The sequence below is a fragment of the Pseudomonas sp. PKS genome (assembly GCF_051913525.1).
GTDB classification, from domain to species: domain Bacteria; phylum Pseudomonadota; class Gammaproteobacteria; order Pseudomonadales; family Pseudomonadaceae; genus Aquipseudomonas; species Aquipseudomonas guariconensis_D.
In genome coordinates, this window is the sequence record NZ_JBEGDO010000003.1 from 229,289 (window position 1) to 253,442 (window position 24,154).

Here is a 24,154-nt window from a genome sequence, read left to right on the forward strand (position 1 = left end):
CTCAACCTGCCAGCATGTCCCAGGACAGCTTGGCAATCAGCACGCACAACAGCACCAGGAACAAACCGCGAACGAACCCTGCCCCCTTGCGCACCGCCAGCCAAGTGCCCGTCAGCGCCCCCAGGATGTTGAAGGCGGCCATCGGCAATGCGATGGCCCACAGCACATTGCCAGATGGAATGAAGAACACCAGTGCAGCCAGGTTGGTGGCGATGTTCACAAGCTTGGCTGACGCCGAGGCATGGAGAAAATCCAGGGCGAAGAAGCGAATGAACAGGAAGATCAGAAAGCTTCCGGTGCCCGGTCCGAACAGGCCATCGTAGAAGCCGATGGCGCCACCGATCAGCACCGCCAGGCACTGCTCCTTGCGACCGATCCGGGCAGGTTTGTGCAGGGCCCCGAAATCCTTCTTGCAGAAAGTGTAGATGGCCATCAGCACGATCAGCACCAGCACCGCCGGGCGCATCACGCTGGGCGGTACCAGCGACACCGTGGCGGCACCGGCGAACGACATGACGAAGGCACTGGCTGCGGCTGGCACGATCAGGCCCCAATCCAGATGCACCTTGCGCAGGAACGAACGGGCCGCGAACGAGGTGCCGCAGACCGAGGCCAGTTTGTTGCTACCCAGTAGCGCGGCCGGTTGCGCGTTCGGCAGCACGTTGAACAGCGCCGGAATCTGGATCAACCCTCCACCGCCAACAGCGGCATCGATCAGGCCGGCGGCGAAGGCGAACAACGAAAGCAGCGCGATATCCATCATGGGTGGGTTCCAGAACGAAAAGCAGAGCGCCAAGGCTAATCAAACGCCGGCGCTTATGTTGAAATGCGACGTTGCGAAAACTGCAATCAGGAGCTTCCATGGCATTGGACATGTTGCGCGAAATCCAGGCCTTCGTCAGCGTCGCCCACAAGCGCAGCTTCGTCGCCGCCGCCCGTGCCCTGGGGCGCTCGCCGAGCGCAGTTACACGCGCCGTGCAGGCGCTGGAAGACAATGCCGGGGCCAAGCTGCTCAATCGTAGCGCCAGTACCGTGACCCTCACCGAGGCCGGTGAACGCCTGCTACCGCATGCCGAGCGCTTGCTGGATGTGCAACGGGACGCAGTCGACGAACTGGCGGCACTCAGCGGCTCGTCCCAAGGCTGGATTCGCTTCGCCGCGCCGGAACTGCTCGGCCAGCAACTGTTACCCGCGGTGCTCGCTTCATTCTCCCAGCAATATCCGCAGGTCACCCTGGACGTGCAGTTCAGCGACCAGGCCCTCGATCCGCTGCAGGGCAAGTTCGACTTCGTCATCCGAGGTGCCTTCCCGCAGTCCAGCGAGCTGATCGGTTATCCCCTTTGGTCCTATCGGCGCTACCTGTACGCCAGTCCCGACTACTTGGCCCGCCACGGCACACCAGAGCACCCCGAGGCATTGCATGAGCACGCGCTGATCCTGCATACCGCACCGCGCGTGCTAAAGGCCTGGCACTTCTATCGCGATGGCCAGATCACCAGCCTGCGCCCACATCCGCGGCTGCGCCTGAGCGCTGGGGGCGCGATCCTGCAAAGCGCGTTAGCCGGTGCAGGCGTCGCCCGCCTGGCCGATTGGGTGGCCGAGCCACTGGTGCGTTCCGGGCGCCTGGTTCGCGTCTGCACCGACTACCGCCTGACCTCGAGCAGCGGCCAGGATCCGCAGATGCACGCGCTGTATCCAGCCGGCGACCTGCCCGTGCGGGTGCGCGAACTACTGCAATGGGTGCGCCGCGCCTATCCACAGCACTAGGTCAGGGAGTCTTCGCGCGCGCATGGCACCTTCCCGACAGCGCTGCTCAAATTCTGTTCAATTTAACAGAGCCCGCCGCCGGCTTGGGTTGCAGCGATTTATCCACAGACCTACCCACGTTTTTTGTGGACAGATTTCCCAACGCCAAGAATGACTTATCGCACGCACAGCAACGCCGCAGGGTATTGCTCTGCAGCGTCTGGAAGCGGGCTATGCCCAGGAAACAAGCCCGCCCATTGACGAGGCGGGCCGACGCGAACGTATCAGCTTGGCGGAATAGTGCCTAACAGGCCGACCAGGATTGTCAGCAACAGGAATCCACCCAGGAACAGTGCGAGCTTGCCCATCGGAACCTCTACAGATAATGACGAAACGGCGAGGCTGGCCGGTGCTGTTGCAGAGCAGCGCAGCTTGCCCAGCGCACGCCGGTTCGGAAGGCTGGGCTTGATGGGTATTGTCTGATCAAGGCTGATACGGTTACAGATTCAGGTTCTTGGAAAAAAAGCATATCAGATGGGCCCGCAGGCCCAGGCGCACAGCAAACTTCACAAAGCCATGACCATCTCGTGCCAAGCCATCCCGCCATGGTCGGAGGCCGAAGGCTGCACGTAGCGGTAGCCCATTTTTTCGTACAGCCCCACGTGCCGGTCCTTGCACATCAAGTGGATGGTCGCCTTACCGCGCTGACGCATCTGGTCGACGAAGTGGCTCATCAGCAGGCCAGCGAACCCTCGCCCCTGAAAGTCAGGGTCGACCACCATCGACATGATCACTACATTCGGCGCCTGGGCGTCGTGGCCGACCAATTCCTTGAAGGCCTCGTCGGACATCACCACGTCAAACGCACAGCCACTGTTGATGAACCCGACCACCGCCCCCTCAAGCTCCAGCACCAGGAACCCTTCTGGGTACTGAGCGATGCGCGTGGCGATCTTCTCGCGGGTGGCGGCCTCGTCACCTTCGTAGGCGCTGATCTCGATCTGATAGCAACGATCCACATCCTTGGAGGTGGCCTGGCGCAAATGCGGGGTACTCATGGGGGCAATATCCGAAAGACGAAAACGGAGCGACATGCTAGCGCAAGTCTGTGCCTCAGACCGAACGGGATCGGCGGCGGTCGTGGTCGCGACCTCTGGAGCGACAAGCCATGGGCGACGCGTGAGTTCGGGCCCCATTTGCAACATAACTTTTCAGTGGACCGACACTGACCCTACGCGGCCTGAGCGCAACACTGAGCAGGCTGGAGCCCATGCAGCCCCCATGAACATTGAGTGCCAAGCGGCAGGCGCTACATGACCTGAAACACTCCTGCCACCTTTCATGTAGGAGCGTTCCTATGCACTAGTAGTCTTCAGACTACGAGCCTGGGCGCTGCTGTATGAAACATCAGTTTCACCTGTTTGAACGAGCTGATACGGTCGCGGCCTCCTACCCCAGCATGGAACGCACGAGAGCGACATGGACCCCTATCGAACCTCCGCCCTGGCCCTGCAGAAGACGCTGCTCAACCTGCGCCAACAGCGTGACCTACTCAGATCCCAAGGCCGCGACCAGGAAGCCGACAAGCTCGCCAGAACCATCGCGGGCATAGAAGCGACACTGCGCGAGGTACCGGACACCCCTACCCTGCAGTAATACCTGACACGGAAGCCGCCTGGTTTCACGGCCAGGCGGCAAGCAACCCCGAGGCAATGGCACCCGTCCCGGGTCAAAACGAATGGTTGAGCAGCAGCCCGCCGCCAGAATCAGGGCTCGCGTCGGAAAAGCCCTTCAACGCATACAGTTGGACCTTCCAGTCCTCGCTGAGCTTTTGAGTCAGGAACAGAGTGAATTCCTGGATCTCATCGCCGTCGGATGTCACTTTCTGTCGCCAGTCGTACACCGCCCCTATCGACGTGTCAGGTGCGATCCGGCTGACCAGGCCGATTGAAGTGAAAATCGGATCATGGAAATCCGTATCGGCTGGATCGCCGAACTTCTTCCAACCCAATGTGGCAAAGCCACTCACGGCGCCGAATGCCCGTACCAGATCCACCTGGGCGGAATAATCGGTCTTGCCGGTGCCCAGGCAATGGTCTTCATCTGCGGTGGGCAGCTTTATCTTTCCCACCAGATCCACAAGCAGATTGCCGCCGTCGCGGCCATCGAGCAGTGCATAGTCGGCGCTGGCCACCGTATCGCCGAGCCCGCTCTCGACGCGGCCACAGTTGTCACCCGCCAGCGGTTCACCACCCGGTCCTACCGCAGGATTGGTGATACGTAGATAGGGAATGGTCAACTTGTAGATCATCGGGCCGGTTTCGTACTTGCCGATGACCGGGACGTACCAGGTCTCGCTGGTGGCCGCCGTGCCATAGTCCCCCCGCGAGTAATCCACACCCGTGGACAAGGTCACTTCATCGGCCAGGGCTGGCCAGGCCAAAGTCATCAGGCAGGGAAACAACGCACGCATTGAAATCATGCCTACCTCGTGGCGATCAGGACATTCACATTCACATCTGGTGCGGTACAGCCTGGTCTGGATGCCTTGAAGCATAGCCGGGCGCAGGCAAACCGAGCCTAATGAGAGCCAGAATGTTCAGAGCGCTCGAGCTTCTCGGGCCGTTCCACTTTTTCAGGGCGCTCGACCTTCTCAGGACGTTCGACTTTCTCCGGCCGCTCTACCTTCTCGGGACGCTCGACTTTCTCGATGCGCTCGATCTTCTCGATGCGGTCAGGCTTGTCTGGTCGGTCCGAACGCTCGATCTTCTCAATCCGTTCGATCCGCTCAACACGCACGCCGTTTTCGAAGACCTCGATGCGCTCGCGCGTTTCCACCCGATCGCCGGATTCGCGCGTCTCGATGCGTTCTCGACGCTCCACGTCACCCGAGTCCGATACCTCTGTGCGCTCCACCTTTTCTCGGGCTTCGCCACTCTCGACGCGCTCACGAGTCTGACCCTGTTCATGGCTGGAGCCACTGCCACCTTGCTTCCCCGATTCGACCTCCCGGGGCTCATCGGACTCGCCCCCCTGAGATTGAGCGGGCTGCACGCCATGCGAGTGGCTGTCGCCGTGATGTTCATGCACCACCTCGACCCGCTGCGCATGAATGGTACGCCCAGTGTCGAACACACCGCTGACGCGGACGCGCTGGCCGATAGCAAGCGTCTCGACCTGTCCCCGGGTAGCGCGGTCGACATAGGCTGTGAAACCACCGACCTCGATGCGATTACCCTGCTGCCCACGCACCAGCCCTTCGACCAAGGCATTGCGCACACGCCCAGCGAAGGGGAAGCTCGGATCCCGGCTGGCTTGCGCCACGTTCAGTTGTTGGCCGTTCCAGGCGCCGCGCACCAGCACCTCCCCCGTAGATGGCAACGCCTTGCTCAGGGCCAGGCCGTGCAAGTTGCCCGGCTTGCCGATATCGCCGATGGCACTGGCCTGTACCAGACCCGGTGCTCGATCCACGCGGCTGGCCACCACCTCGCCCTGGGCATTGCGCAAACCGCTGACACGCACCGGCTCGCCAATGTGCAGGCCCGGCGCCACCCGGGCGCCTGCCGCCACCCGCACCGGTTGGCCCATGACGCGCATCGGCGTATCGCCGGACGCAAGCCCGGTCACAGGCCCTTCATAGGCATTGAGTATGGCGATGCTGCGCGCTTCCAGGCCCCGACGGGACGGCTGGGCCTCAACGGCCACCACCTGGCCGATCGCCAATCGCTGGCTGCCGGCAGGCAAGCCGTTCTCGCTGAGCACCACCTTGTTATCGAAATGGACCTCCACGCCATTGACACAGATCGAACCGAATCCTGTGATGGTGCCGACAATGCCCGTACCACCCACACCACCTTCGTCCTGCGGCGCTCCGGTACCGCCGATGCCACCACCGCCCGGATGCGCACCGGTCCCGCCGACGCCCCCACTGTCGGGCGCTCCGGTCCCACCGACGCCGCCCGGCGCCATCATGCCTGTGCCGCCGCTGCCACCCGGCTCGAGGCAGGCAGGCGCTGCACTCAGCGACGCCGACAGGACAAGCGCGCAGCACAGCGCTGCGAGCGAACTCAGCAGGCGCGACGTCATGTTCATGGTTCACTGGCCTTGGTCGCGGACGCGGCCTCGGGCGGACTGGGTTCGGAGTAGAAATAAAGGCCGACCGTGATGCGCTGACGGGCGTCAGCAGGCGGCTGTTCGCGCTGCTCGAGTTCGGCGGCCAGCTGGTTGAGCGCAAGCAGGGCCTGCATGCCATCGGTACGCACAGCGTCTCTGAGCTGCTGGACGCTCGCCAGGGACAAGCTGTCGTAGTGCACGCTGCGCTCGAAGAACGGCTCGCCTGCGTCGGTCAGGTTATGTACAGCAGCACAAGCATGGTCATGCAGGTTGTGCCGAAAATAGGCGATCTTTTCCTCGAAACCGCGCTGGGGGATGAATGCTCGGGTCTGCAAATGGACCTGATCGTCTTCATCGACGCTCACGACCCCTAGGCGGAGCCACTCATCCAGCACGACACGGGCGCGGATATCCGTGCTCAGCGACGCGACCAAGGCATCGAACGAAAGGTCGCCGCCCACGCTGGCCAAACGCGGCAATACCCGAGGTTGACCGGGTTGTTCGCAGAATGGCGCATGATTCAGCCAGATACTCACCAGATGCGCGCCAAAAGATACAGCCTCCGGCAGGCTGGCCTCGTCCTCCAGAACCTCGGCCCGCAAGCGCCGGACGTCCTTGCGATGAACCCCAGTGAGCAAGCTGATCCGACTGTCGCTGGGCGGTTTACCGTCAAGCCGGAACTCGCGCTCGGCGACCTCCACGAAGACCTCCTTGAGCAGGTTGACGAAGCTATTGAAGGTCACCCCCTTTCTTAGCATCAACCGCACCAATGGCCGCATCACAGAGCGCAATGCCGGCAAAAGGGAGGGCGGTAAAGTGGGCAGATGCATTGCAAAGCTTCCTTAACCAAGGGGCGAGCGCACGATGCTCATGGGCGTTACATTCCAGCACCTTGCCCAGCACATCACAACCGTTCAGGGCCCGCCTCCCCGACCCGAAACCCGGATCGCTCCGGGTTTCGGCTTCCGAGGTTCAGCGGTCAGGCACCGCCACGATCATCGCCAACATCGTGGTCGGGGCCATCATCGGCGCCACGACCTGCACCGTGATCATCGCCAACGTCATGGTTGGGGCCATCATCTGCGCCGTGGCCGACACCATGAGGCCCGCCGGCGTCATGGTTGGCGCCATCATCGGCACCGTGGCCGACCCCATGGGCACCACCATCATCGCTGCCACGCCCCGAGTTGCCATGGCCGCTGTTACCGCTGTGGCCGCCATCGCCTCCGTGACCTGAGCCGCCGTGGCCGCCGCCACTACCGCCATGGCCCCCGCCGCTACCGCCGCCATGACCGCCTCCGCCGCCACCGTGACCACCTCCGCCATGACCGCCACCACCGTGGCCACCGCCGCCGCCGCCGCCATGACCGCCACCTCCACCGCCGCCGCCATCCTTGGCGTATGCGCTGGAGAAGTCACTGATCGAGTCAGGCACCAACACCAGCGATGCCGAAAGGACGCCACCGATGGCCAGCGCCAACAAGCATTTTTTGAGCAGCATGACAAATCTCCGTTTCAGAGTTGCATTTTCATACTCGAATCGAACGCAACAACCCATGAATCCCAGCCGCCCTGCGGGCAACCAGCCAACCAGCGGTCGCTCCTTCATGATGAAAGTGCAGAGACTTGTGCACGTTCCCTTCTAAGCCAGTCAGCGTCTTTTTATTGCGTGGGAATATTTCCCACGTCATGAGATTAGTCCTCTGCTCTCGAGAGTCAATGACCGGTTATCCGGTTATTGGGTGCAGGGATTGGTCAGGGGAAGCCCCGCCCTTCGGGGAATGCCAGGGGTGGTAATTAAAGGGCGCGGGCAAGACAGGCCAGCGGCACTCAGGCATGCCAGCAGCGGTACCAGCCATCCTGTTCGGTGATGCGTAACTGTGTCTGGTAGAGGGCGGACAAGCGTTCGCTGGTCAGCACTTCGGCCTTGGGACCATCGGCGATAATGCGCCCCTTCTCGAGCAACACCACGCGCTCGATCTCCGGAATGATTTCGTCGATATGGTGGGTGGTGATGATCATCGCATGGTCTTCACCGCAAAAACGCCGTAACAGTTTGAGCATGCCCAGGCTGGCACCCATGTCCAGGCCATTGGCCGGCTCGTCGAGAATCAGCGCCCTCGGCTGATGGACCAACGCCCGTGCCAGCAGAAGCCTGCGTCGCTGCCCGGTGGACAGACGCTGGAACATGGTCTGCTCGTATCCGGCCATCTCGACCACTGCCAGCAACTGACGCGCCTGCTCGCGCTGCTCATCGCTCGGCTGCAGGTGGCCATGAGCGCCAATGGCGCCGAAGAAACCGGAAACCACCACATCCAGGGCCTGGGTATAGGGCGTGTAATCATCCTGCAGGTCTTGAGAGATGAACCCGATGCGGCTGCGCAACGCCCACAGGTTGACCGTCTCGCTCCCGAATAGGCGCAAGTGGCTGCCTTCGCGCTCCACCGGGTAGAGCTCACGGGTGATCAGCTTGAGCAGCGTGCTCTTGCCGGCGCCGTTGGGGCCCAGGATGGCGACTTTCTCGCCTTCGCCGATGTACAGGGAAAACCCATCGAGTACGCGGGTCTGCTGCTGGAAGGCAGTCACATTATGGATATCGATCATGGCTGGCTCATCTGAGGGCAAACGAACGCAGAGTGTGCCGCCGATGTACACAAACGGAAAGACGTGCAGCGCGCCACGAAGCGCCAATCCTAGAACATCTGCGGATTGTCGTTTTCCGACTTGCTGCTGACCATGCCCTCATCAAGGCGATATCGCGCCGTTAACAGGACTCCTCCATGCCCAGCCCTGCCTATTGCTTCACGAAAAACATTGCCGGTCTTTATCGCCCTGACCAGCCACAACCGCATCGCCATGAGGGAGTGCGCAATCATGATTGACCGACCTGAGGCCTGGGCCTGGCTCGAACGCTGGCTTCACGACAATTGGCCAGGGCTGTACGCAGGCCTTTTGGCCGTGATCATCGCAGCGTTACGCGTGATCTATGGGGGCGGCCCGCTGCGACGGATGCTGATCGAATCCCCCTTGTGCGGCGCCCTCGCACTCGCTGCAAGCCACGGCCTTTCACTGATCGGCGTACCGAGCGAGACCGCGCCGTTCTTCGGCGGCGTGATCGGACTGCTCGGCGTCGAAGGCATACGTGCCGCAGTCATCAAGTTCCTCGTTCAAAAAAAAACGTTGCCCTGACGCTGCGCAAGGGCGATACAAAAAGCCCAGCACAGGCTGGGCTTGATGAGGGAGAGAACATTCAGAGACTGGCTCTTGAACACATCAGCGCCGCATCGAGTAACCGACCCTGGTCGTACCAGGCATCTCGCTGGTACGCCAGATACTGATGCTGCTGACCTGAACCTTTGACTTCGACAAGGCCTGTAGCCTGGTTCGGGTCGGTACTGTCGACATATAGCGCGAGCGCGCCCTGATGTTCTTGCGTATAGGTCTTCGCGCTCACCGGAAGCTCACTCTTCACACAACTCAAGTAAGCCGATGGGTTTTTCCCCGTGTACCCCGAGGAATTGTCATGCCCCATGCGGATGTCGGGATCGTGTGTACAGCCGACAAGAAACAAACCCGCAAGGATCGACAGCATCGCGCCATGCGCCATCGTTTTGGGTGAAATGGAACTGTTCATGTGAAATCTCCGGCCACCCCACTGAAATGGATAGGTTCGGACCCACACTGCCCCTTTTTTTGAAATAAATGCCGCAGTTCGATTTTCGAGCCTACACCCTCCTTTGGTGTTTGGCGCGTAAAAAAGCTCATCTATTTCAGTTCGCTATAGAAACGAAATCCCTTCGCTCTATACAACGAATGGCGCTCGTTCTTGAATGTACGGCACGAACTCCCCAAGCAATAGCGGGCGTATTCCAGCAACTCAAGCGGCACATCACGCTCGAACAGCATGACCTCGAACCTCAGGGTCTGTAGTGGTCAACTCATCCTGGACACGGTTTTGAGTTTTTCTTCAGCTTTCGCCGGAGCCAGTCCATCATTGAATTGATGGGGGCGGATCCAGTTGTAATGGTTCATCAGGTACTGGCTTATGTCTCGTTGAGCTTGCTGTCCGGTCCCTCTGGCTGACCAAGCATTAAGACAAGTCAGCCAAAGCACTTATCGCAAAAAGATATACTTGCACCCACCCGGCTTATTCATTACCACAACTACACTTCCTTACAACGCAATGGATGGCACTCTGGTCAACTTCCCCAGGGTTATCGCCATGAAAATAAAAATAACTTCTCTGATTCTTGCCAGCACCGTTCTATCAGGTTGCGCCCACTCCCAAAAGAACTTCGACGATATTGGAAAGTTCGCTGACCGCGGCGACTACATGGCTGTGGCAGTGCGCTCTACCGTCGGCGTTTTCATCGCAGGCGTGGTCGATGTCGTGAGCCTGGGCGGCACGCTTACACCTGAGGAGTCCGAAGCCGCCTGGGCGCCCGTGACGACTGCCGCGCAGTCTTCGACAGGGGCGACGCAAAACCAGCAGATGATGCAGCAGTCGATGGATCTTCTGACTTACAGCACTTCGGATACCGCTGCGGCTACCCAGGCCGCCGACTCATCCGGTGGTTATGACGTGAGCGGATTCGACGCTTCTGCCTACAAGCCAGGGGGCGGTTGTGAACGAAACCTTTCCTATTTGTCCAGTCGACTGAAAAAGTTCAAACCTGCCCTGATAGATGACGTGAGAAACCAAATACTGGCGCTCGACATGATCGCCATGATGGGCACCATCAATCAACAAGGCATTTCACCGGAAGTCGCCATACAACAGACTTTGCAGCAGGCCGACGCCTACGATCAAAGTGCGCGCGATGCCTTATCGACCGCAGAACAAGTCAATGTCTTCGGCACGACCGATGTGGAATTCGAACGCGCTATCAAATCAGGCAACATCTCCGTCGGCACTTGCTCCGGCATCCACGACTCCGCGTTGTGTGCAGCCATTGTCGCCAAATATGGCGCGATTGCCGCCCGGGCAGCAGCGGCAAACTTGATGTGCTTCAAAAGGACCAATCAATGGGTGCTTTGACGAGGCCGCTCAAGGCACTGCAGGGTGGCGGGCTGCTGGTCGCCCTGCTGATGGCGTCGACGTCGGTGCTGGCAGGCGAAAAGGACATTCCGGGCCATCCGGTCATAGAGAGCGTGGAAAATTGCAAAGCCTACAAGGAAGACGTCTATCAGGCACTGCATGCACAGTTCCAGAAGGAGCTGAGTTGTATTTCCTCGACCAGCGCAGATATCTCCTACGGTGCTGAGTGCAATGACTTGACCGGGCAGGTGAGTACCGGTCTACACGCTTGGCCGCATTGCCAGGATGCGGAGTATCACTGCGCGTTGGTCAGGGCTTCAGCGGACGCTGACCAGTGCCTGGAACAGAGCAGGGCTCAAAGCAGCAGGTCATCCGGAACGGACAAGGTGCTTTCCGACATCATCGAGGCCGATGCCTTGGTGGGTGAAATCAACGCCTACCCTGCATTCGTCACCGACCCAGAAGGCTATATAAGAGAAAAAATCGCAGACAAACTCAGCGAGGAGAACAAACGCAAGTTTGTCGATACCGTATTCGACACCAATGGCAGGCTCAATCCTTATGGCATCGAGGCGACGGACCAGTTCTATGACTGGGGCTTCAAGAAGATGACCCAGGGTTCGACATTCATGAGTGAAAACCCGATCATCAGGGCGATCCAGAGCGAAAGCTTCGAAGCACTGGGCAGCATGCAACAGCAGATGCTCGGTGAGATGCAGGGGTTGCGGAAAACCATCAAGGAGATGGGCGACGCTTACCCGCGACCCGGCAAGACCTCTACCGTCACCGGCTCATCGAAACAGCCCGCGGCAGCGTCGGAATGTGCCGTTCTCAACGACGGAGTGCGGGCATCGAATCTCTCCATCGACCACCCTGAACAATTTGCCGCGCTGATCCAGAAATGCGGAGGATGACCACGCACGGTATTTGTCCGCCTGACGTCCAGTCAAATGCTCCTCGCAAATACGAATACCCTCTCGTCAATCGTTCCCGGTGATCACTTCGGTAGCGATAGGTGATCGGACGGGACCATCTTTGAAATCTATGGTGCACGCGCCACGGTGAAATATCGCAATGGCATGAAAGGTAACGTGATGCTCAAACACCTGACACATGCCAGTGAACGTAACGCGCTGACCCGCGCCCTGATGGGGGAGACTTCGGAATGCCCCAGCAAACCCGCCCTCGTCTGGCCAGCCATTCACTGGACCTTCCGAACCACTGCGACGTCTGCAACAAAGCTCGCTCGCACGGTAACCATCAGAGTTGCAGCAAGATTCGCCAGCAGCGTCAATCCGAGTTCTGGGCCGCTTACATGGCCAACGTCGAAGCGAAACGGGCACAAGGAAATCACCGCAACGTTCGTTAGGCGCAACTTCTCAGCATGCTAGAACTGACGCTCTGATCTCCTAGATCCGGCAACAAGCCAACCCCCGTCAACGGCCCATACACTGGGCCGTTTCTTCGTTACTGAGTGAATTTCAATGGCAGGTGGAGTCGAAGTGCGTGGCAATCGTGTCCGCGTGTACTTCCGTTACCAGGGCGAACTATGCCGGGAGTCCATCCCCAGGCGACGCCTCCCCCGCCAGCGTGGCCAACGCTGAGCGCTTGGTGGGAATCATCAACTACGAAATCCAGACCGGCACTTTCAGTTATGCCCGGCATTTCCCCGACTCGCCCATGGCGAAAACCAATACCTTGGGCAACTACATCGACCTGTGGCTGGAGATCAAACGCAATCAGATGGCAGCCAGCGGCTTCGCCATGTACCTCAGCCGCACCGAGAAGCACATCCGGCCACGCTGGGGTGCCCTACAGGCCGACCGTATCGATTATTTGGATATCCAGCTTTGGGTGCAAACCGTGCTGATGCCCGAGCTGCACAACAAAACCGTGCGCGAGATCGTGAGCCACCTGCGGCAGATCTTCCGTCTGTACCGCACCCGGAACCGCTTCGCGTTCGACCCCACCGACGGGATCACCATCTCGTTCGGATGCCGATGATCCCGACCCATTCACCCGGGAAGAGATCGACGCGATCCTCGGGCACCCGACCGACCGGCAGCAGGAAATCAACCTGTCGGAGTACATGATCTGGTCCGGCCCGCGGGTAAGTGAGGCGATTGCCCTGGCCTGGGAAGACGTCGACCTGGTCGCCGGCACGTGGAGATCCGCCGCGCGCGCGTGGCCGGGCAGCATAAGGTGACCAAGACCCAGCGCTCGACGCGCAAGATCAAGCTCCTCGCCCCTGCCCTGCGTGCATTGAAGGACCAGACGCGGTTCACCAGGGAGTTGCCGGCGGAGCTGATCGAGGTTCTCGATCGAGACAACCGGACGGTGCGCGAGCAACGTGTGCGGTTCGTCTTCCAGAACACCGCCACCGGCGAGCCATACCGCTCCTCAGACGTATTGCGTCATGTATGGTGGATCACGCACTTGGAAAAAGCCGGTGTCCACCAGCGCGGGCCGAACACCTGCAGGCATACGTTCGCCAGACAGATGCTGAGCAGCGGCATTGCCACACCGGAATGGATCTCGGACCAGATGGGCACACATCGACGGCGATGATCTTCAAGCACTACGCGAAGTGGATCAGCGAGGATGGACCGGATGTGGTGGGGTTGTTGAACCAGGCGCTCAGGCTGAGCTGAAGAAATGACAAAGGGGCCACAGAGGGCCCCTTTCTCTTGCCCGTCATTCCCAAAGTGTTCCCAAAACGCTCCCATTCGAGGGATCAGCAGTCGTGAACATCAATGAAATCAGGCGCTTAGATGGCGGAAGCGTAGAGATTCGAACTCTAGGATAGTTGCCCATCGACGGTTTTCAAGACCGTTGCCTTAAACCACTCGGCCACGCTTCCAAGATCAATTTTGCGGCGGCAATCATACCGTAATGAAACAAGCTGTCAAACTCTCTGTGTCGCGGCTTGCGGCTGCTCTGGTATCCTCATTGCAACCATTCGTTTCGAAACCATAGGTTTCACACCACAGGAGTGTCGCCATGCGCGAACAGGATTATGCCGTCCACCACGGCCAGCAGGCCGAGCAGCAGGAAGTCAGCCGCGTCCTGCGCAACACTTACAGCCTGCTGGCGCTTACCCTCGCCTTCAGCGGCGTCATGGCGTTCATCGCCCAGCAGATGCGGGTCGGTTACCCGAACGTGTTCGTGGTGCTGATCGGTTTCTACGGTCTGTTCTTCCTCACCGCCAAACTGCGTGATTCCGTCTGGGGCCTGGTCTCCACTTTCGCACTCACCGGTTTCATGGGCTTCATCCTCGGCCCGATCCTCAACCGCTACCTGGGCATGAGCGGCGGCGCCGAAGTGGTCAGCTCGGCTTTCGCCATGACCGCCTTGGTGTTCGGTGGTCTGTCGGCCTACGTGCTGGTCACCCGCAAGGACATGAGCTTCCTCAGCGGCTTCATCACCGCTGGCTTCTTCGTGCTGCTGGGCGCTGTCGTGGCCAGCTTCTTCTTCCAGATCAGCGGCCTGCAACTGGCGATCAGCGCGGGCTTCGTGCTGTTCTCGTCGGTCTGCATCCTGTTCCAGACCAGCGCGATCATCCACGGTGGTGAGCGCAACTACATCATGGCGACCATCAGCCTGTATGTATCGATCTACAACCTGTTCGTCAGCCTGCTGCAGTTGTTCGGCATCATGGGCCGTGACGACTGATTAGCCCTGATACAAGAAAGAGCCCGCTTCGGCGGGCTTTTTCATGGCTGATTTTCAAGTCCCTGCACACCCACCGCGGACTAGCCAGCTCCTGCAGCGCTTTGCGAACACATGAGCCATGCGTGGTCCTGCAAAAGCCTGTCAGGCCTCAGGCACGCCCGCCCTCACGCATTTTCCCCTACCCCAATCCAGTCCTGCCCCGTAGAATGCGCTCCTTTTTTCATCCTGGGCAGCTTCCCATGAGTTCCATCGAACACGGGCCGGGCGCGGCGGCGCCTGCCAATGAATTGGTCCTCTGTCTAGAGGACAAGCCACGGCCGTTGATCGGCCTGCTGGCTGCGCTTCAGCACTTGCTGGCGATCATCGTGCCGATCGTCACCCCTGGTCTGCTGATCTGCCAGGCATTGGGGGTCTCCCCGCGTGATACCAACCTGATCGTCTCCATGTCGCTGGTGATTTCCGGTATCGCGACCTTCGTCCAGTGCAAGCGCTTCGGGCCGTTCGGCGCAGGGCTGTTGATCGTGCAGGGCACCAGCTTCAACTTCGTCGGGCCGCTGATCGCAGGTGGTGCACTGATGGTCAAGCAGGGCACCCCGGTAGAGAGCGTGATGGCTGCAATTTTCGGTGTGGTGATCGCCGGCTCCTTCGTGGAGATGGGCGTGTCACGCATCCTGCCGTTCGTCAAACGCCTGATCACCCCTCTGGTGACTGGCATCGTGGTGCTGATGATTGGCCTGACGCTGATCAAGGTCGGTCTGATCAGCATGGGAGGTGGCTTCACCGCCATGGGTAACGGCACTTTCGCCAACGGCGAGAACCTGCTGCTGTCGGGCGTGGTGCTGGCGATCATCGTGATCCTCAACCGCATTCCGGTGGTGTGGATGCGCAGCTGCGCCATCGTCATCGCCCTCGCCGTGGGCTATGCCCTGGCCGGTTACCTCGGCCGTCTGGACTTCACCGGCATGCATGAAGCCGCCCTGTTCCAAGTGCCGATGCCGCTGCACTTTGGCCTGAGCTTCTCCTGGGCCCTCTTCATTCCGATGCTGGTGATCTACCTGGTGACCTCGCTGGAAGCCATCGGTGACGTCACGGCCACCAGCAAGGTCTCGCGCCAGCCGGTCGAAGGCCCGCTGTGGATGCAGCGCATCAAGGGTGGCGTACTGGTCAACGGTGCCAACTCGCTGCTGGCCGGTGTGTTCAACACTTTCCCCAGCTCGATCTTTGCGCAGAACAACGGCGTCATTCAGCTGACCGGCATCGCCAGCCGCCATATCGGTGTGTGGATTGCCCTGATGCTGGTGCTGCTGGGCCTGTTCCCGAGTGTTGCCGGCGTAATCCAGGCGGTGCCGGAACCAGTGCTCGGTGGCGCAGCCATGGTGATGTTCGGCGCGGTAGCCGCCTCCGGTATCAACATCCTGGCCAGCACCCGCCTGGACCGTCGGGCACTGCTCATCATCTCGGTATCCCTGGCCCTGGGCCTGGGCGTGGCACAGGTGCCGGAGTTCCTGGCGCACATGCCGGCGGCGCTGCGCAACGTGCTGGAGTCGGGCGTGGCCACCGGCGGCATCTGCGCCCTGGTGCTGAACTGGTTCCTGCCAGAGAGCAAGGGCCAGGCCTGACGCATACTACCGTTGGCCCGAAAAGCCCGCGCCGACAGGTGCGGGCTTTTTTGCTTTATCATGGCCCCATTCCTTTGCACGAGCTTTCCATGAAATTCGCCATCGCGGTTTTTTCCCCGGCCCATGCGCCCTCCTCGCGTCGCGCCCTGCGCTTCGCTGAGGCAGTGCTGGCCGCTGGGCACGAGATTGCCCGGCTGTTCTTCTACCAGGACGGGGTACACAGCGCCTCGGCCAATATCGTTGCCCCCCAGGATGAACTGGACGTTGCTGCCCAATGGCGCGCCTTCATCGATAGCCATCAGCTGGATGCCGTAGTCTGCATCGCCGCAGCCCTGCGTCGAGGCGTACTGGATGAGAGCGAAGCCAACCGCTATCAGCGCCCGGCCGTGAACCTGCCGGCCCCTTGGGAGCTGTCGGGCCTCGGCCAGTTGCATGAAGCGGCACAAGTGGCCGACCGCCTGATCTGCTTCGGAGGTGATTGAGATGGCCAAATCCCTGTTGATCATCAGCCGCCAGGCGCCCTGGAATGGCCCCAGCGCCCGCGAAGCCCTGGACATCGCCCTGGCCGGCGGCGCCTTCGATTTGCCCCTGGGCATGCTCTTTCTCGATGATGGCGTATTCCAACTCGCCCCCGGCCAACAGCCAGGCGCACTGCAACAGAAAAATCTCGCCGCCAATCTCCAGGCGCTGCCGATGTTCGGTGTCGAGGAGCTGTTCGCCTGCGGCCACAGCCTGGCCGAGCGCGGCCTGGCGGGGGATTCGCTGGAACTGCCGGTCGAAGTGCTGGATAGCGCAGCCCTGACCGCCCTGATTGCCCGTTTCGACCAGGTGGTAACGCTCTGATGACGACCTTGCATGTAATCAGTCATTCGCCCTTCGGCGACAATCGCCTGGACAGCTGCCTGCGCCTGCTGGGCCCGGATGACGCACTGCTATTGTGCGGCGACGCTGTCTATGCGCTGCGCGCCGGCAGTGAGCCTAGGCGCAAGCTCGAAGCCGCCGCCGTGGGTAACCGCCTTTACGCCCTCGCCGAGGATTTGCAAGCCCGCGCCGTCGACAGCGCGCCGGCCAAGCCCGTGGACTACCCGGCCTTCGTCGAACTGTCACTGCACTACCACAAGGTCAACAGCTGGCTATGAGCAACCTCACTGTCGGCGATCAGCAGATCGCCTTGGACAAGGACGGCTTTCTGGCCGACCTGCAAGACTGGTCCCCTGAGGTCGCCCAGGCGCTGGCCGCACGCGAGAACATCGCACTGACGCCTGAGCACTGGGAGGTGCTCGAACTGCTGCGCCAGTTCTACGATGAGTTCCAGCTATCACCGGCCACCCGCCCGCTGATCAAGTACACCGCCCTCAAGCTGGGCCCGGAAAAAGGCAACAGTCCGCACCTTAATCGTCTGTTCAACGGCACTCCCGCCAAACTCGCCGCCAAGCTGGCGGGCCTGCCAAAGCCGACCAACTGCATATGACCATCGCTCGCCCACTCACCTTGCAAACCCCGAACGAACATCCGTTCGCCGAATTCGTACGCATCCTCGGCAAAGGCAAGCGCGGGGCCCGCGGCCTGACCCGTGAAGAGGCCCGCAGGGCCATGACCTTGCTGCTCGAAGACAAGGTCGAAGACACCCAACTGGGTGCCTTCCTCATGCTGCTGCGACACAAGGAGGAAAGCGCCGAGGAGCTCGCCGGCTTCACCGAGGCCTTACGCGCTCACCTGCAGCCCCCTGCCATCAACGTGGACCTGGATTGGCCCACGTACGCCGGCAAGAAGCGCCACCTGCCTTGGTACCTGCTTGCGGTCAAATGCCTAGCGGGTAACGGGGTGCGCATTCTCCTGCATGGCGGCGGAGCGCACACCGCGGGGCGCCTGTACACCGAGCAATTGCTTGACCTGCTGGACATCCCTCTGTGCCGTGACTGGCCCGCCGTGGCCCAGGCCCTGGACGAGCGCTGCCTGGCCTTCGCCCCCCTGCAGGACTGGGCTGCGCAACTGCAACGGATGATCGACCTGCGCAACACCTTGGGGCTGCGCTCACCGATTCACTCCCTGGCCCGGGTGCTTAATCCGCTGGGCGCACGCTGCGGCCTGCAAAGCATCTTCCATCCTGGTTACCAGGCCGTGCACCGCGAGGCCAGCCGCCTGCTGGGCGACCATGCAGTGGTGATCAAGGGCGACGGCGGGGAGATCGAGGTCAACCCCGATGTGATCAGCCATCTCTATGGCACCACCGCCGGCGCTGCCTGGGACGAAGAATGGCCGGCGCTGAGCGCCCAACGCCACGTCAAGCCGGCCACCCTGCAACCTGAGCACTTGCTGAGGGTATGGCGTGGCGAAACCGAGGACAGCTATGGCGAACTGGCAGTGCTGGCGACCATGGCGATGGCACTGCGTGGGCTTGGCCAAAGCCGTGAGCAGGCCTTCGAAACCGCACGCAGCTACTGGGCGCAACGCAAAAACATCGAATAAATCGATCTGATAACGGCAGTCTTTGCGCTATTTATTCGAACAGAGTTGCCTAGACTGAGCTCCAACGACAAACGACTGTGTTCCGAGGAGCTCACCATGGGCCTTTTGATCGACGGCCGCTGGCATGACCAGTGGTACCAGAACAGCAAGGACGGCGCATTCCAACGCGAGAACGCCCAACGCCGCAATCAACTGCCTGCCGCCGAAGCCGGGCGCTACCACTTGTATGTCTCCCTGGCCTGCCCCTGGGCTCACCGCACCTTGATCTTCCGTGCCCTCAAGGGCCTGGAGCCGCTGATCGACGTCTCTGTAGTGAGTTGGCTGATGGGCGAGCATGGCTGGGCCTTCGATCGTCAGCACGGCGCCACCGGCGACCACCTGGACGACCTGCAGTACCTCCACCAGCGCTACACCCAGGATGACCCGCACTACACCGGCCGCGTGACGGTACCGGTGCTGTGGGACAAACAGCAAAAGCGCATCGTCAACAACGAGTCGGCAGAGATCATCCGCATCTTCAACAGCGCCTTCGATGAGTTGACCGGCAACCGGCTGGACCTTTACCCCGAGCCTATGCGGGCGACCATCGATGCGCTCAACGAACGCATCTACCCAGCGGTCAACAACGGCGTGTACCGCGCAGGCTTCGCCACCACCCAGGAGGCTTACGAGGCGGCGTTCGATCAAGTGTTCGCTGAACTGGACCACCTCGAGACCCTGTTGGGCCGTCAACGCTACCTGGCGGGGGAATATCTCACCGAGGCCGATGTACGCCTGTTCACCACCCTGGTGCGCTTCGACGCCGTGTACCACGGCCACTTCAAGTGCAACCTGCGTCGCCTGGCCGACTACCCGAACCTGTCCAACTGGCTGCGCGAGCTGTACCAGTGGCCCGGCGTGGCCGGGACCGTGAACATGGAACACATCCAGAAGCACTATTACATGAGCCACAAGACCATCAACCCGAATGGCATCGTGCCCAAAGGACCGCTGCAGGATTTCAACCAGCCGCATGATCGCGAGCGGCTGGCGGGCAAAGGCATCTGGCAGGCCTGAAACAGCTGGGGCCGCTTAGCGGCCCCAATCATGTCACCCTTGTTGTGATCCTTCGAACCACGCCAGCTTCTCGCGTAGCCGCACCACCTCCCCGACGATCACCAGGGTCGGCGCATGCACTTCATGACGCGCCACCAGCTCCGGCAGATCCGCCAGGGTCCCGGTGAAGACCCGCTGGTTACGCGTGGTCCCCTGCTGCACCAGCGCTGCCGGGGTACTGGCTGCGCGACCATGGCGAATCAGTTCGGCGCAGATGGTCGGCAGGCCGACCAGGCCCATGTAGAACACCAGGGTCTGGGCAGGCGCCACCAGATCATCCCAGGGCAGGTTGCTGGTGCCATCCTTCAGATGCCCGGTGACGAAGCGTACCGACTGGGCGTAATCCCGATGGGTCAGCGGAATCCCGCCATAGGCTGAGCAACCACTGGCCGCGGTGATGCCTGGTACCACCTGGAACGGGATACCCTCCTCGGCCAATTCTTCGATCTCCTCACCGCCACGGCCAAAGATGAACGGGTCGCCGCCCTTCAGGCGCAGCACTCGCTTGCCCTGGCGCGCCAGGTCCACCAGCAGGCGATTGATCTGCTCCTGAGGCACCGCGTGATCGGCGCGGCGCTTGCCCACGTAGATACGCTCGGCATCACGTCGGCACATCTCGATGATCGCCGGCGCCACCAGTCGGTCATACAGCACCACGTCGGCTTGCTGCATCAGGCGCAAGGCACGGAAGGTCAGCAGGTCCGGGTCACCCGGGCCAGCACCGACCAGATACACCTCGCCGCCTTGCTGCACCGCCGCACCATCGACCTTGGCCTGCAACAGGCGCTCGGCCTCGCTGCCCTGCCCAGCCAACTGGCGTTCGGCGATCGGCCCCTGGAAGACATCCTCCCAGAAACCGCGACGCTGGTTGACGTCCGGATACAACGCCTTGACCTTGTCGCGAAAACGCGCGGCCAAACCGGCCAACTCGCCATAGGCGGCTGGAATCCAGGCCTCCAGGCGCGCCCGGATCAGCCGCGCCAGCACCGGCGCATCGCCACCGCTGGACACGGCCACCACCAAGGGCGAACGATCGACGATCGCAGGGAAGATCACCGTGCACAGGGCCGGCGCATCCACCACGTTGACCGGCAGGCTGCGCGCTTGGGCATCGGCAGAGACCTGGGCGTTGAGCACGGAGTCGTCGGTAGCGGCGATCACCAACCGGCAACCGTCCAGATCGCCTGGCTGGTAACCACGCACCCGGACCTCACCGCCACCCTCGCGGGCCAGCGCGGCCAACTGGCCGTCGACCTCCGGTGCCACTACCCGCAGCGCGGCGCCGGCATCGGCCAGCAGACGTGCCTTGCGCAGGGCGATCTCTCCGCCACCGACGACCAGTACCCGACCACCCTGCAGCTTGTGGAACAGCGGCAGGAAATCCATTTAGCGGATGACCTCGACACCACCCATGTAGGGCTTGAGTACTTCCGGCACGCGAATCGAGCCATCGGCCTGCTGGTAGTTCTCCAGTACCGCCACCAGGGTACGGCCGACCGCCAGGCCGGAGCCGTTGAGGGTGTGTACCAGCTCGGGCTTGCCGGTTTCCGGGTTGCGCCAGCGGGCCTGCATGCGGCGGGCCTGGAAGTCACCGCAGTTCGAGCAGGAGCTGATCTCGCGGTACTTGCCCTGGCTCGGCACCCAGACTTCCAGATCGTAGGTCTTCACGGCGCTGAAGCCCATGTCGCCGGTGCACAGGGCCAGGACACGGTACGGCAGCTCCAAAGCTTGCAGCACGCGTTCGGCGTTGGCGGTCAGGCCTTCGAGAGCGTCCATCGACTTGGACGGCTCGACGATCTGCACCATCTCGACCTTGTCGAACTGGTGCTGGCGGATCATGCCGCGAGTATCGCGCCCCGAAGCACCGGCTTCGCTGCGGAAGCACGGAGTGTGGGCGACGAACTTGATCGGCAGTTGCTTGGCATCGATGATCTCGCCGGCGACGATGTTGGTCAGCGACACTTCGGCGGTCGGAATCAGGTAGAAGTCCGCCTCGCCTTCACGGGCGATCTTGAACAGGTCTTCCTCGAACTTCGGCAACTGGCCGGTGCCCTGCAGGGCCGGCGCTTGCACCAGATACGGGGTATAGGCCTCCTCGTAGCCGTGCTCGCTGGTGTGCAGGTTGATCATGAACTGGGCCAAGGCGCGGTGCATGCGGGCGATCGGGCCACGCAGCAGGGCAAAGCGTGCGCCGGAGAGCTTGGCCGCAGTCTCGAAGTCCAGGCCGCCGCTGATCTCGCCCAGCGCCACGTGGTCCTTGATCTCGAAGTCGAAGTCACGCGGGGTGCCCCAGCGGCGCACCTCGACGTTGGCCTCCTCGTCCGGGCCGACCGGAACGCTGGCGTCCGGCAGGTTGGGGATGGTCAGCACGATGGCGTCGAGTTCGGCCTGGATGGCATCCAGCTCTACCTTGCCATCGGCCAGCTCGCCTGCCATGCGCTCGACATCCGCCATCAGCGGCGCGATGTCTTCGCCCTTGGCCTTGGCCTGGCCGATCGACTTGGAACGGGCGTTACGCTCGGCCTGCAGTTGCTCGGTGCGGGTCTGCACGGCCTTGCGGCGCTCTTCCAGGGATTCGATGCGCGCGACATCCAGGCTGAAGCCACGGGAGGCCAGGCGATCTGCCACTTCCTGAAGTTGGCCGCGTAACAGTTTGGAATCGAGCATATCGTTCTCTCGTTATGTGAGTGTTGGTTCAGAATTTGGTCAGCGACAGGCCGGCCCAAGTGGCAAGCAGCCCGCCGATTACGCTAATACCGGTATAGCCCAAGGCCAGCGGGACTTGCCCGCTTTCCATCAGGCGCACGGTATCGAGCGAGAAAGAAGAAAAAGTCGTCAGGCCACCCAAAAAGCCGACGATCAGGCCGGCGCGCAGTTCGACCGGCGCCAACGGCTTGTGCAAGAACAGGCCATAGAGCAGGCCGATCAGCAGGCAGCCGATCAGGTTGACCGCCAGCGTACCGAGATAGAAATGGCGTGGCCAGTGGGCCGCCACCCAATTGCTGGTGGCAAAGCGCAACAAGGTTCCGGCGATACCGCCCGCACTGACCGCGGCAATGAGAGCGATCATGGCTTTCTCCGTTGCCGGAGGCTGGTGCGGTCCAGCTCTGCCAGGTGGCGCAGTTTCTCGCCGATCTTGAGCTCCAGGCCCCGAGGTACCGGCTGGTAGTACTGGCGCGGTTCGAGCTGTTCGGGGAAGTAGTCTTCGCCTGCGGCGTACGCATCGGGTTCATCGTGGGCGTAGCGGTATTCCTCGCCATATCCCAGCTGTTTCATGAGCTTGGTCGGAGCGTTGCGCAAATGCAACGGCACCTCCAGCGAACCGTGCTCGGCGGCCTCGCGCATGGCAGCCTTGAAGCCCATGTACACGGCATTGCTCTTCGGCGCACAGGCGATGTAGGTAATGGCCTGGGCCACCGCCAGCTCGCCCTCGGGGCTGCCCAGACGCTCCTGCACGTCCCAGGCAGCCAGGCACAGGCTCAAGGCGCGAGGATCGGCGTTGCCGATGTCCTCGCTGGCCATGCGCACCACTCGACGAGCGATGTACAACGGATCGCAGCCGCCATCGAGCATCCGCGCATACCAGTACAACGCCGCGTCGGGATTGGAGCCACGCACAGACTTGTGCAGCGCCGAAATCTGGTCGTAGAAGGCCTCGCCCCCCTTGTCGAAGCGACGCCGGCTGTCGCCGAGCAAGCTCTGCAACAGATCGACGCCGATCTCACCGCCATCCTCGGCGAGGTCCGAAGCGTTCTCCAGCAAGTTGAGCATCCGTCGGCCATCGCCGTCAGCTGCGGCCATCAGCATCTTGAAGGCTTCGTCGCCGACACTCAGCTGGCGTGCACCAAGGCCGCGCTCCTCAGTCAGGGCGCGATTGACCAACTTGCGCAAGGCCGCTTCGTCCAGGCTCTTGAGCACGTACACCCGCGCTCGCGACAGCAAGGCGTTGTTCAGTTCGAACGAGGGGTTCTCGGTGGTGGCGCCGATGAAGATCAGCGTACCGTCTTCCACGTAAGGCAGAAAGGCATCCTGCTGGGACTTGTTGAAGCGGTGCACCTCATCGACGAACAAGATGGTCCGGCGACCATACTGACCTGCCTGCTGCTTGGCCACCTCCACTGCCTGGCGGATCTCCTTGACCCCGGCCAGCACCGCCGACACCGTCTCGAAGTGCGCGTCGCAGAACTGCGCCAGCAGCCGCGCCAGGGTGGTCTTGCCCACCCCAGGCGGCCCCCAGAAGATCATCGAGTGCAGCGCGCCCTGTTCCAGCGCCTCACGCAGCGGCTTGCCACGCGCCAGCAGGTGCTCCTGGCCGACGTACTCGTCCAGGTTGGACGGACGCAGCCGGGCGGCCAGGGGCTGGGCGACAGGTTCGCTTCGAAACAGGTCCATGATGCGCTCT

25 protein-coding genes, 1 tRNA gene and 2 pseudogenes are annotated in these 24,154 nt (G+C 61.7%); 14 read left to right on the forward strand and 14 right to left on the reverse strand.

From position 1 onward, the window contains the following. Position 1: 1 nt before the first annotated feature. On the reverse strand, positions 2-763 hold the full coding sequence (locus ABOA88_RS05155; protein WP_367851061.1) for a sulfite exporter TauE/SafE family protein: 762 nt from the start codon (positions 761-763) through the stop codon (positions 2-4). A gap of 98 nt (positions 764-861) precedes the next feature. Here ABOA88_RS05155 and ABOA88_RS05160 point away from each other — a divergent pair, with 98 nt between their 5' ends. Continuing rightward, positions 862-1,767, forward strand: a complete 906-nt coding sequence (locus ABOA88_RS05160; protein ID WP_196168769.1) for a LysR family transcriptional regulator — start codon at positions 862-864, stop codon at positions 1,765-1,767. A gap of 545 nt (positions 1,768-2,312) precedes the next feature. Here ABOA88_RS05160 and ABOA88_RS05165 read toward each other — a convergent pair. Next, a complete protein-coding gene (locus tag ABOA88_RS05165; protein ID WP_367851062.1) occupies positions 2,313-2,804 on the reverse strand; it encodes a GNAT family N-acetyltransferase in 492 nt (163 codons plus the stop codon). Between the two features lie 421 nt (positions 2,805-3,225). Here ABOA88_RS05165 and ABOA88_RS05170 point away from each other — a divergent pair, with 421 nt between their 5' ends. After that, on the forward strand, positions 3,226-3,402 hold the full coding sequence (locus tag ABOA88_RS05170) for a hypothetical protein (protein ID WP_196168771.1): 177 nt from the start codon (positions 3,226-3,228) through the stop codon (positions 3,400-3,402). A gap of 73 nt (positions 3,403-3,475) precedes the next feature. Here the strand turns inward: ABOA88_RS05170 and ABOA88_RS05175 are convergent, their stop codons facing one another. The 5 genes from ABOA88_RS05175 to ABOA88_RS05195 all read right to left on the reverse strand — a co-directional run bounded on the left by ABOA88_RS05175 (position 3,476) and on the right by ABOA88_RS05195 (position 8,463). Continuing rightward, the gene (locus tag ABOA88_RS05175) at positions 3,476-4,228 is read right to left on the reverse strand and encodes a hypothetical protein (protein ID WP_196168772.1); all 753 of its coding nucleotides are present in this window, start codon (positions 4,226-4,228) and stop codon (positions 3,476-3,478) included. 98 nt (positions 4,229-4,326) lie between these two features. Then, the gene (locus ABOA88_RS05180) at positions 4,327-5,838 is read right to left on the reverse strand and encodes a DUF5666 domain-containing protein (protein WP_367851063.1); all 1,512 of its coding nucleotides are present in this window, start codon (positions 5,836-5,838) and stop codon (positions 4,327-4,329) included. Next, the gene (locus ABOA88_RS05185) at positions 5,835-6,689 is read right to left on the reverse strand and encodes a DUF6502 family protein (RefSeq protein ID WP_367851064.1); all 855 of its coding nucleotides are present in this window, start codon (positions 6,687-6,689) and stop codon (positions 5,835-5,837) included. The genes ABOA88_RS05180 and ABOA88_RS05185 overlap by 4 nt, the downstream gene beginning before the upstream one ends. Positions 6,690-6,838: 149 nt before the next feature. Next, on the reverse strand, positions 6,839-7,360 hold the full coding sequence (locus ABOA88_RS05190) for a hypothetical protein (RefSeq protein WP_367851065.1): 522 nt from the start codon (positions 7,358-7,360) through the stop codon (positions 6,839-6,841). A 329-nt stretch (positions 7,361-7,689) separates the two neighbouring features. Further along, the gene (locus ABOA88_RS05195; RefSeq protein WP_196168775.1) at positions 7,690-8,463 is read right to left on the reverse strand and encodes an ABC transporter ATP-binding protein; all 774 of its coding nucleotides are present in this window, start codon (positions 8,461-8,463) and stop codon (positions 7,690-7,692) included. A gap of 270 nt (positions 8,464-8,733) precedes the next feature. Between ABOA88_RS05195 and ABOA88_RS05200 the strand changes: the two genes are divergently transcribed. Beyond that, positions 8,734-9,048, forward strand: coding sequence for a phage holin, lambda family (locus ABOA88_RS05200; protein WP_196168851.1), 315 nt, complete (start codon positions 8,734-8,736; stop codon positions 9,046-9,048). A gap of 61 nt (positions 9,049-9,109) precedes the next feature. Here ABOA88_RS05200 and ABOA88_RS05205 read toward each other — a convergent pair whose 3' ends face one another. Beyond that, positions 9,110-9,493, reverse strand: coding sequence for a hypothetical protein (locus ABOA88_RS05205; RefSeq protein ID WP_196168776.1), 384 nt, complete (start codon positions 9,491-9,493; stop codon positions 9,110-9,112). Positions 9,494-9,792: 299 nt separating this feature from the next. Continuing rightward, positions 9,793-9,930, reverse strand: a pseudogene (locus tag ABOA88_RS05210) (IS3 family transposase); the annotation flags it as partial. Positions 9,931-10,081: 151 nt separating this feature from the next. Here ABOA88_RS05210 and ABOA88_RS05215 point away from each other — a divergent pair. The 3 genes and pseudogenes from ABOA88_RS05215 (at position 10,082) to ABOA88_RS05225 (ending at position 13,548) form a co-directional block, all read left to right on the forward strand. Next, positions 10,082-10,897 carry a hypothetical protein gene (locus tag ABOA88_RS05215; protein WP_367851066.1) on the forward strand — a complete coding sequence of 272 codons (816 nt, stop codon included), beginning with the start codon at positions 10,082-10,084 and terminating at the stop codon, positions 10,895-10,897. Next, a complete protein-coding gene (locus ABOA88_RS05220) occupies positions 10,885-11,811 on the forward strand; it encodes a hypothetical protein (protein ID WP_367851067.1) in 927 nt (308 codons plus the stop codon). The genes ABOA88_RS05215 and ABOA88_RS05220 overlap by 13 nt, the downstream gene beginning before the upstream one ends. Positions 11,812-12,381: 570 nt before the next feature. After that, positions 12,382-13,548: pseudogene (locus ABOA88_RS05225) on the forward strand (Arm DNA-binding domain-containing protein). A 121-nt stretch (positions 13,549-13,669) separates the two neighbouring features. On the opposite strand, the gene ABOA88_RS05230 reads toward ABOA88_RS05225, so the two are convergent. Continuing rightward, a tRNA-Ser gene (locus tag ABOA88_RS05230) sits at positions 13,670-13,757 on the reverse strand. Positions 13,758-13,897: 140 nt separating this feature from the next. Here ABOA88_RS05230 and ABOA88_RS05235 point away from each other — a divergent pair. The 8 genes from ABOA88_RS05235 (at position 13,898) to ABOA88_RS05270 (ending at position 19,713) form a co-directional block, all read left to right on the forward strand. After that, positions 13,898-14,569, forward strand: coding sequence for a Bax inhibitor-1/YccA family protein (locus ABOA88_RS05235; RefSeq protein ID WP_196164061.1), 672 nt, complete (start codon positions 13,898-13,900; stop codon positions 14,567-14,569). 239 nt (positions 14,570-14,808) lie between these two features. Next, positions 14,809-16,188, forward strand: coding sequence for a nucleobase:cation symporter-2 family protein (locus tag ABOA88_RS05240; RefSeq protein WP_367851068.1), 1,380 nt, complete (start codon positions 14,809-14,811; stop codon positions 16,186-16,188). Between the two features lie 89 nt (positions 16,189-16,277). After that, positions 16,278-16,670: a sulfurtransferase complex subunit TusD gene (gene tusD, locus ABOA88_RS05245; RefSeq protein WP_196168780.1), complete on the forward strand. Its 393-nt coding sequence runs from the start codon at positions 16,278-16,280 to the stop codon at positions 16,668-16,670. Position 16,671: 1 nt separating this feature from the next. Further along, a complete protein-coding gene (gene tusC, locus ABOA88_RS05250; RefSeq protein ID WP_196168781.1) occupies positions 16,672-17,031 on the forward strand; it encodes a sulfurtransferase complex subunit TusC in 360 nt (119 codons plus the stop codon). Beyond that, positions 17,031-17,327 (forward strand): sulfurtransferase complex subunit TusB, encoded by a 297-nt coding sequence (gene tusB / locus ABOA88_RS05255; protein ID WP_367851069.1) that lies wholly within the window; start codon positions 17,031-17,033, stop codon positions 17,325-17,327. Before tusC ends, tusB begins: the two co-directional genes overlap by 1 nt. Beyond that, positions 17,324-17,659, forward strand: a complete 336-nt coding sequence (locus ABOA88_RS05260) for a TusE/DsrC/DsvC family sulfur relay protein (protein ID WP_367851070.1) — start codon at positions 17,324-17,326, stop codon at positions 17,657-17,659. Before tusB ends, ABOA88_RS05260 begins: the two co-directional genes overlap by 4 nt. Continuing rightward, entirely contained in the window at positions 17,656-18,657 is a 1,002-nt protein-coding gene (locus ABOA88_RS05265) for a glycosyl transferase family protein (RefSeq protein WP_196168783.1), read from the forward strand. Before ABOA88_RS05260 ends, ABOA88_RS05265 begins: the two co-directional genes overlap by 4 nt. A gap of 96 nt (positions 18,658-18,753) precedes the next feature. After that, positions 18,754-19,713, forward strand: a complete 960-nt coding sequence (locus tag ABOA88_RS05270) for a glutathione S-transferase family protein (RefSeq protein WP_367851071.1) — start codon at positions 18,754-18,756, stop codon at positions 19,711-19,713. A gap of 33 nt (positions 19,714-19,746) precedes the next feature. Here ABOA88_RS05270 and cysG read toward each other — a convergent pair whose 3' ends face one another. Genes cysG through ABOA88_RS05290 form a run of 4 tightly spaced genes read right to left on the reverse strand, consistent with a single transcriptional unit; the run spans position 19,747 to position 24,144 of the window. Then, a complete protein-coding gene (gene cysG / locus ABOA88_RS05275) occupies positions 19,747-21,138 on the reverse strand; it encodes a siroheme synthase CysG (RefSeq protein WP_367851072.1) in 1,392 nt (463 codons plus the stop codon). After that, positions 21,139-22,419 carry a serine--tRNA ligase gene (gene serS / locus ABOA88_RS05280; RefSeq protein WP_196168786.1) on the reverse strand — a complete coding sequence of 427 codons (1,281 nt, stop codon included), beginning with the start codon at positions 22,417-22,419 and terminating at the stop codon, positions 21,139-21,141. It abuts the gene before it with no gap. A 28-nt stretch (positions 22,420-22,447) separates the two neighbouring features. Beyond that, positions 22,448-22,822 carry a fluoride efflux transporter CrcB gene (gene crcB / locus ABOA88_RS05285; RefSeq protein WP_070572549.1) on the reverse strand — a complete coding sequence of 125 codons (375 nt, stop codon included), beginning with the start codon at positions 22,820-22,822 and terminating at the stop codon, positions 22,448-22,450. Beyond that, positions 22,819-24,144, reverse strand: a complete 1,326-nt coding sequence (locus ABOA88_RS05290) for a replication-associated recombination protein A (protein ID WP_196168787.1) — start codon at positions 24,142-24,144, stop codon at positions 22,819-22,821. Before ABOA88_RS05290 ends, crcB begins: the two co-directional genes overlap by 4 nt. Positions 24,145-24,154: the final 10 nt, after the last annotated feature.

Excerpts from the sequence above, each read along its gene's own strand:
- ABOA88_RS05155 (WP_367851061.1), bottom strand. The coding sequence starts at position 763 with ATGATGGATATCGCGCTGCTTTCGTTGTTCGCCTTCGCCGCCGGCCTG.
- ABOA88_RS05160 (WP_196168769.1), top strand. The coding sequence starts at position 862 with ATGGCATTGGACATGTTGCGCGAAATCCAGGCCTTCGTCAGCGTCGCC.
- ABOA88_RS05165 (WP_367851062.1), bottom strand. The coding sequence starts at position 2,804 with ATGAGTACCCCGCATTTGCGCCAGGCCACCTCCAAGGATGTGGATCGT.
- ABOA88_RS05170 (WP_196168771.1), top strand. The coding sequence starts at position 3,226 with ATGGACCCCTATCGAACCTCCGCCCTGGCCCTGCAGAAGACGCTGCTC.
- ABOA88_RS05175 (WP_196168772.1), bottom strand. The coding sequence starts at position 4,228 with ATGATTTCAATGCGTGCGTTGTTTCCCTGCCTGATGACTTTGGCCTGG.
- ABOA88_RS05180 (WP_367851063.1), bottom strand. The coding sequence starts at position 5,838 with ATGAACATGACGTCGCGCCTGCTGAGTTCGCTCGCAGCGCTGTGCTGC.
- ABOA88_RS05185 (WP_367851064.1), bottom strand. The coding sequence starts at position 6,689 with ATGCATCTGCCCACTTTACCGCCCTCCCTTTTGCCGGCATTGCGCTCT.
- ABOA88_RS05190 (WP_367851065.1), bottom strand. The coding sequence starts at position 7,360 with ATGCTGCTCAAAAAATGCTTGTTGGCGCTGGCCATCGGTGGCGTCCTT.
- ABOA88_RS05195 (WP_196168775.1), bottom strand. The coding sequence starts at position 8,463 with ATGATCGATATCCATAATGTGACTGCCTTCCAGCAGCAGACCCGCGTA.
- ABOA88_RS05200 (WP_196168851.1), top strand. The coding sequence starts at position 8,734 with ATGATTGACCGACCTGAGGCCTGGGCCTGGCTCGAACGCTGGCTTCAC.
- ABOA88_RS05205 (WP_196168776.1), bottom strand. The coding sequence starts at position 9,493 with ATGAACAGTTCCATTTCACCCAAAACGATGGCGCATGGCGCGATGCTG.
- ABOA88_RS05215 (WP_367851066.1), top strand. The coding sequence starts at position 10,082 with ATGAAAATAAAAATAACTTCTCTGATTCTTGCCAGCACCGTTCTATCA.
- ABOA88_RS05220 (WP_367851067.1), top strand. The coding sequence starts at position 10,885 with ATGGGTGCTTTGACGAGGCCGCTCAAGGCACTGCAGGGTGGCGGGCTG.
- ABOA88_RS05235 (WP_196164061.1), top strand. The coding sequence starts at position 13,898 with ATGCGCGAACAGGATTATGCCGTCCACCACGGCCAGCAGGCCGAGCAG.
- ABOA88_RS05240 (WP_367851068.1), top strand. The coding sequence starts at position 14,809 with ATGAGTTCCATCGAACACGGGCCGGGCGCGGCGGCGCCTGCCAATGAA.
- tusD (WP_196168780.1), top strand. The coding sequence starts at position 16,278 with ATGAAATTCGCCATCGCGGTTTTTTCCCCGGCCCATGCGCCCTCCTCG.
- tusC (WP_196168781.1), top strand. The coding sequence starts at position 16,672 with ATGGCCAAATCCCTGTTGATCATCAGCCGCCAGGCGCCCTGGAATGGC.
- tusB (WP_367851069.1), top strand. The coding sequence starts at position 17,031 with ATGACGACCTTGCATGTAATCAGTCATTCGCCCTTCGGCGACAATCGC.
- ABOA88_RS05260 (WP_367851070.1), top strand. The coding sequence starts at position 17,324 with ATGAGCAACCTCACTGTCGGCGATCAGCAGATCGCCTTGGACAAGGAC.
- ABOA88_RS05265 (WP_196168783.1), top strand. The coding sequence starts at position 17,656 with ATGACCATCGCTCGCCCACTCACCTTGCAAACCCCGAACGAACATCCG.
- ABOA88_RS05270 (WP_367851071.1), top strand. The coding sequence starts at position 18,754 with ATGGGCCTTTTGATCGACGGCCGCTGGCATGACCAGTGGTACCAGAAC.
- cysG (WP_367851072.1), bottom strand. The coding sequence starts at position 21,138 with ATGGATTTCCTGCCGCTGTTCCACAAGCTGCAGGGTGGTCGGGTACTG.
- serS (WP_196168786.1), bottom strand. The coding sequence starts at position 22,419 with ATGCTCGATTCCAAACTGTTACGCGGCCAACTTCAGGAAGTGGCAGAT.
- crcB (WP_070572549.1), bottom strand. The coding sequence starts at position 22,822 with ATGATCGCTCTCATTGCCGCGGTCAGTGCGGGCGGTATCGCCGGAACC.
- ABOA88_RS05290 (WP_196168787.1), bottom strand. The coding sequence starts at position 24,144 with ATGGACCTGTTTCGAAGCGAACCTGTCGCCCAGCCCCTGGCCGCCCGG.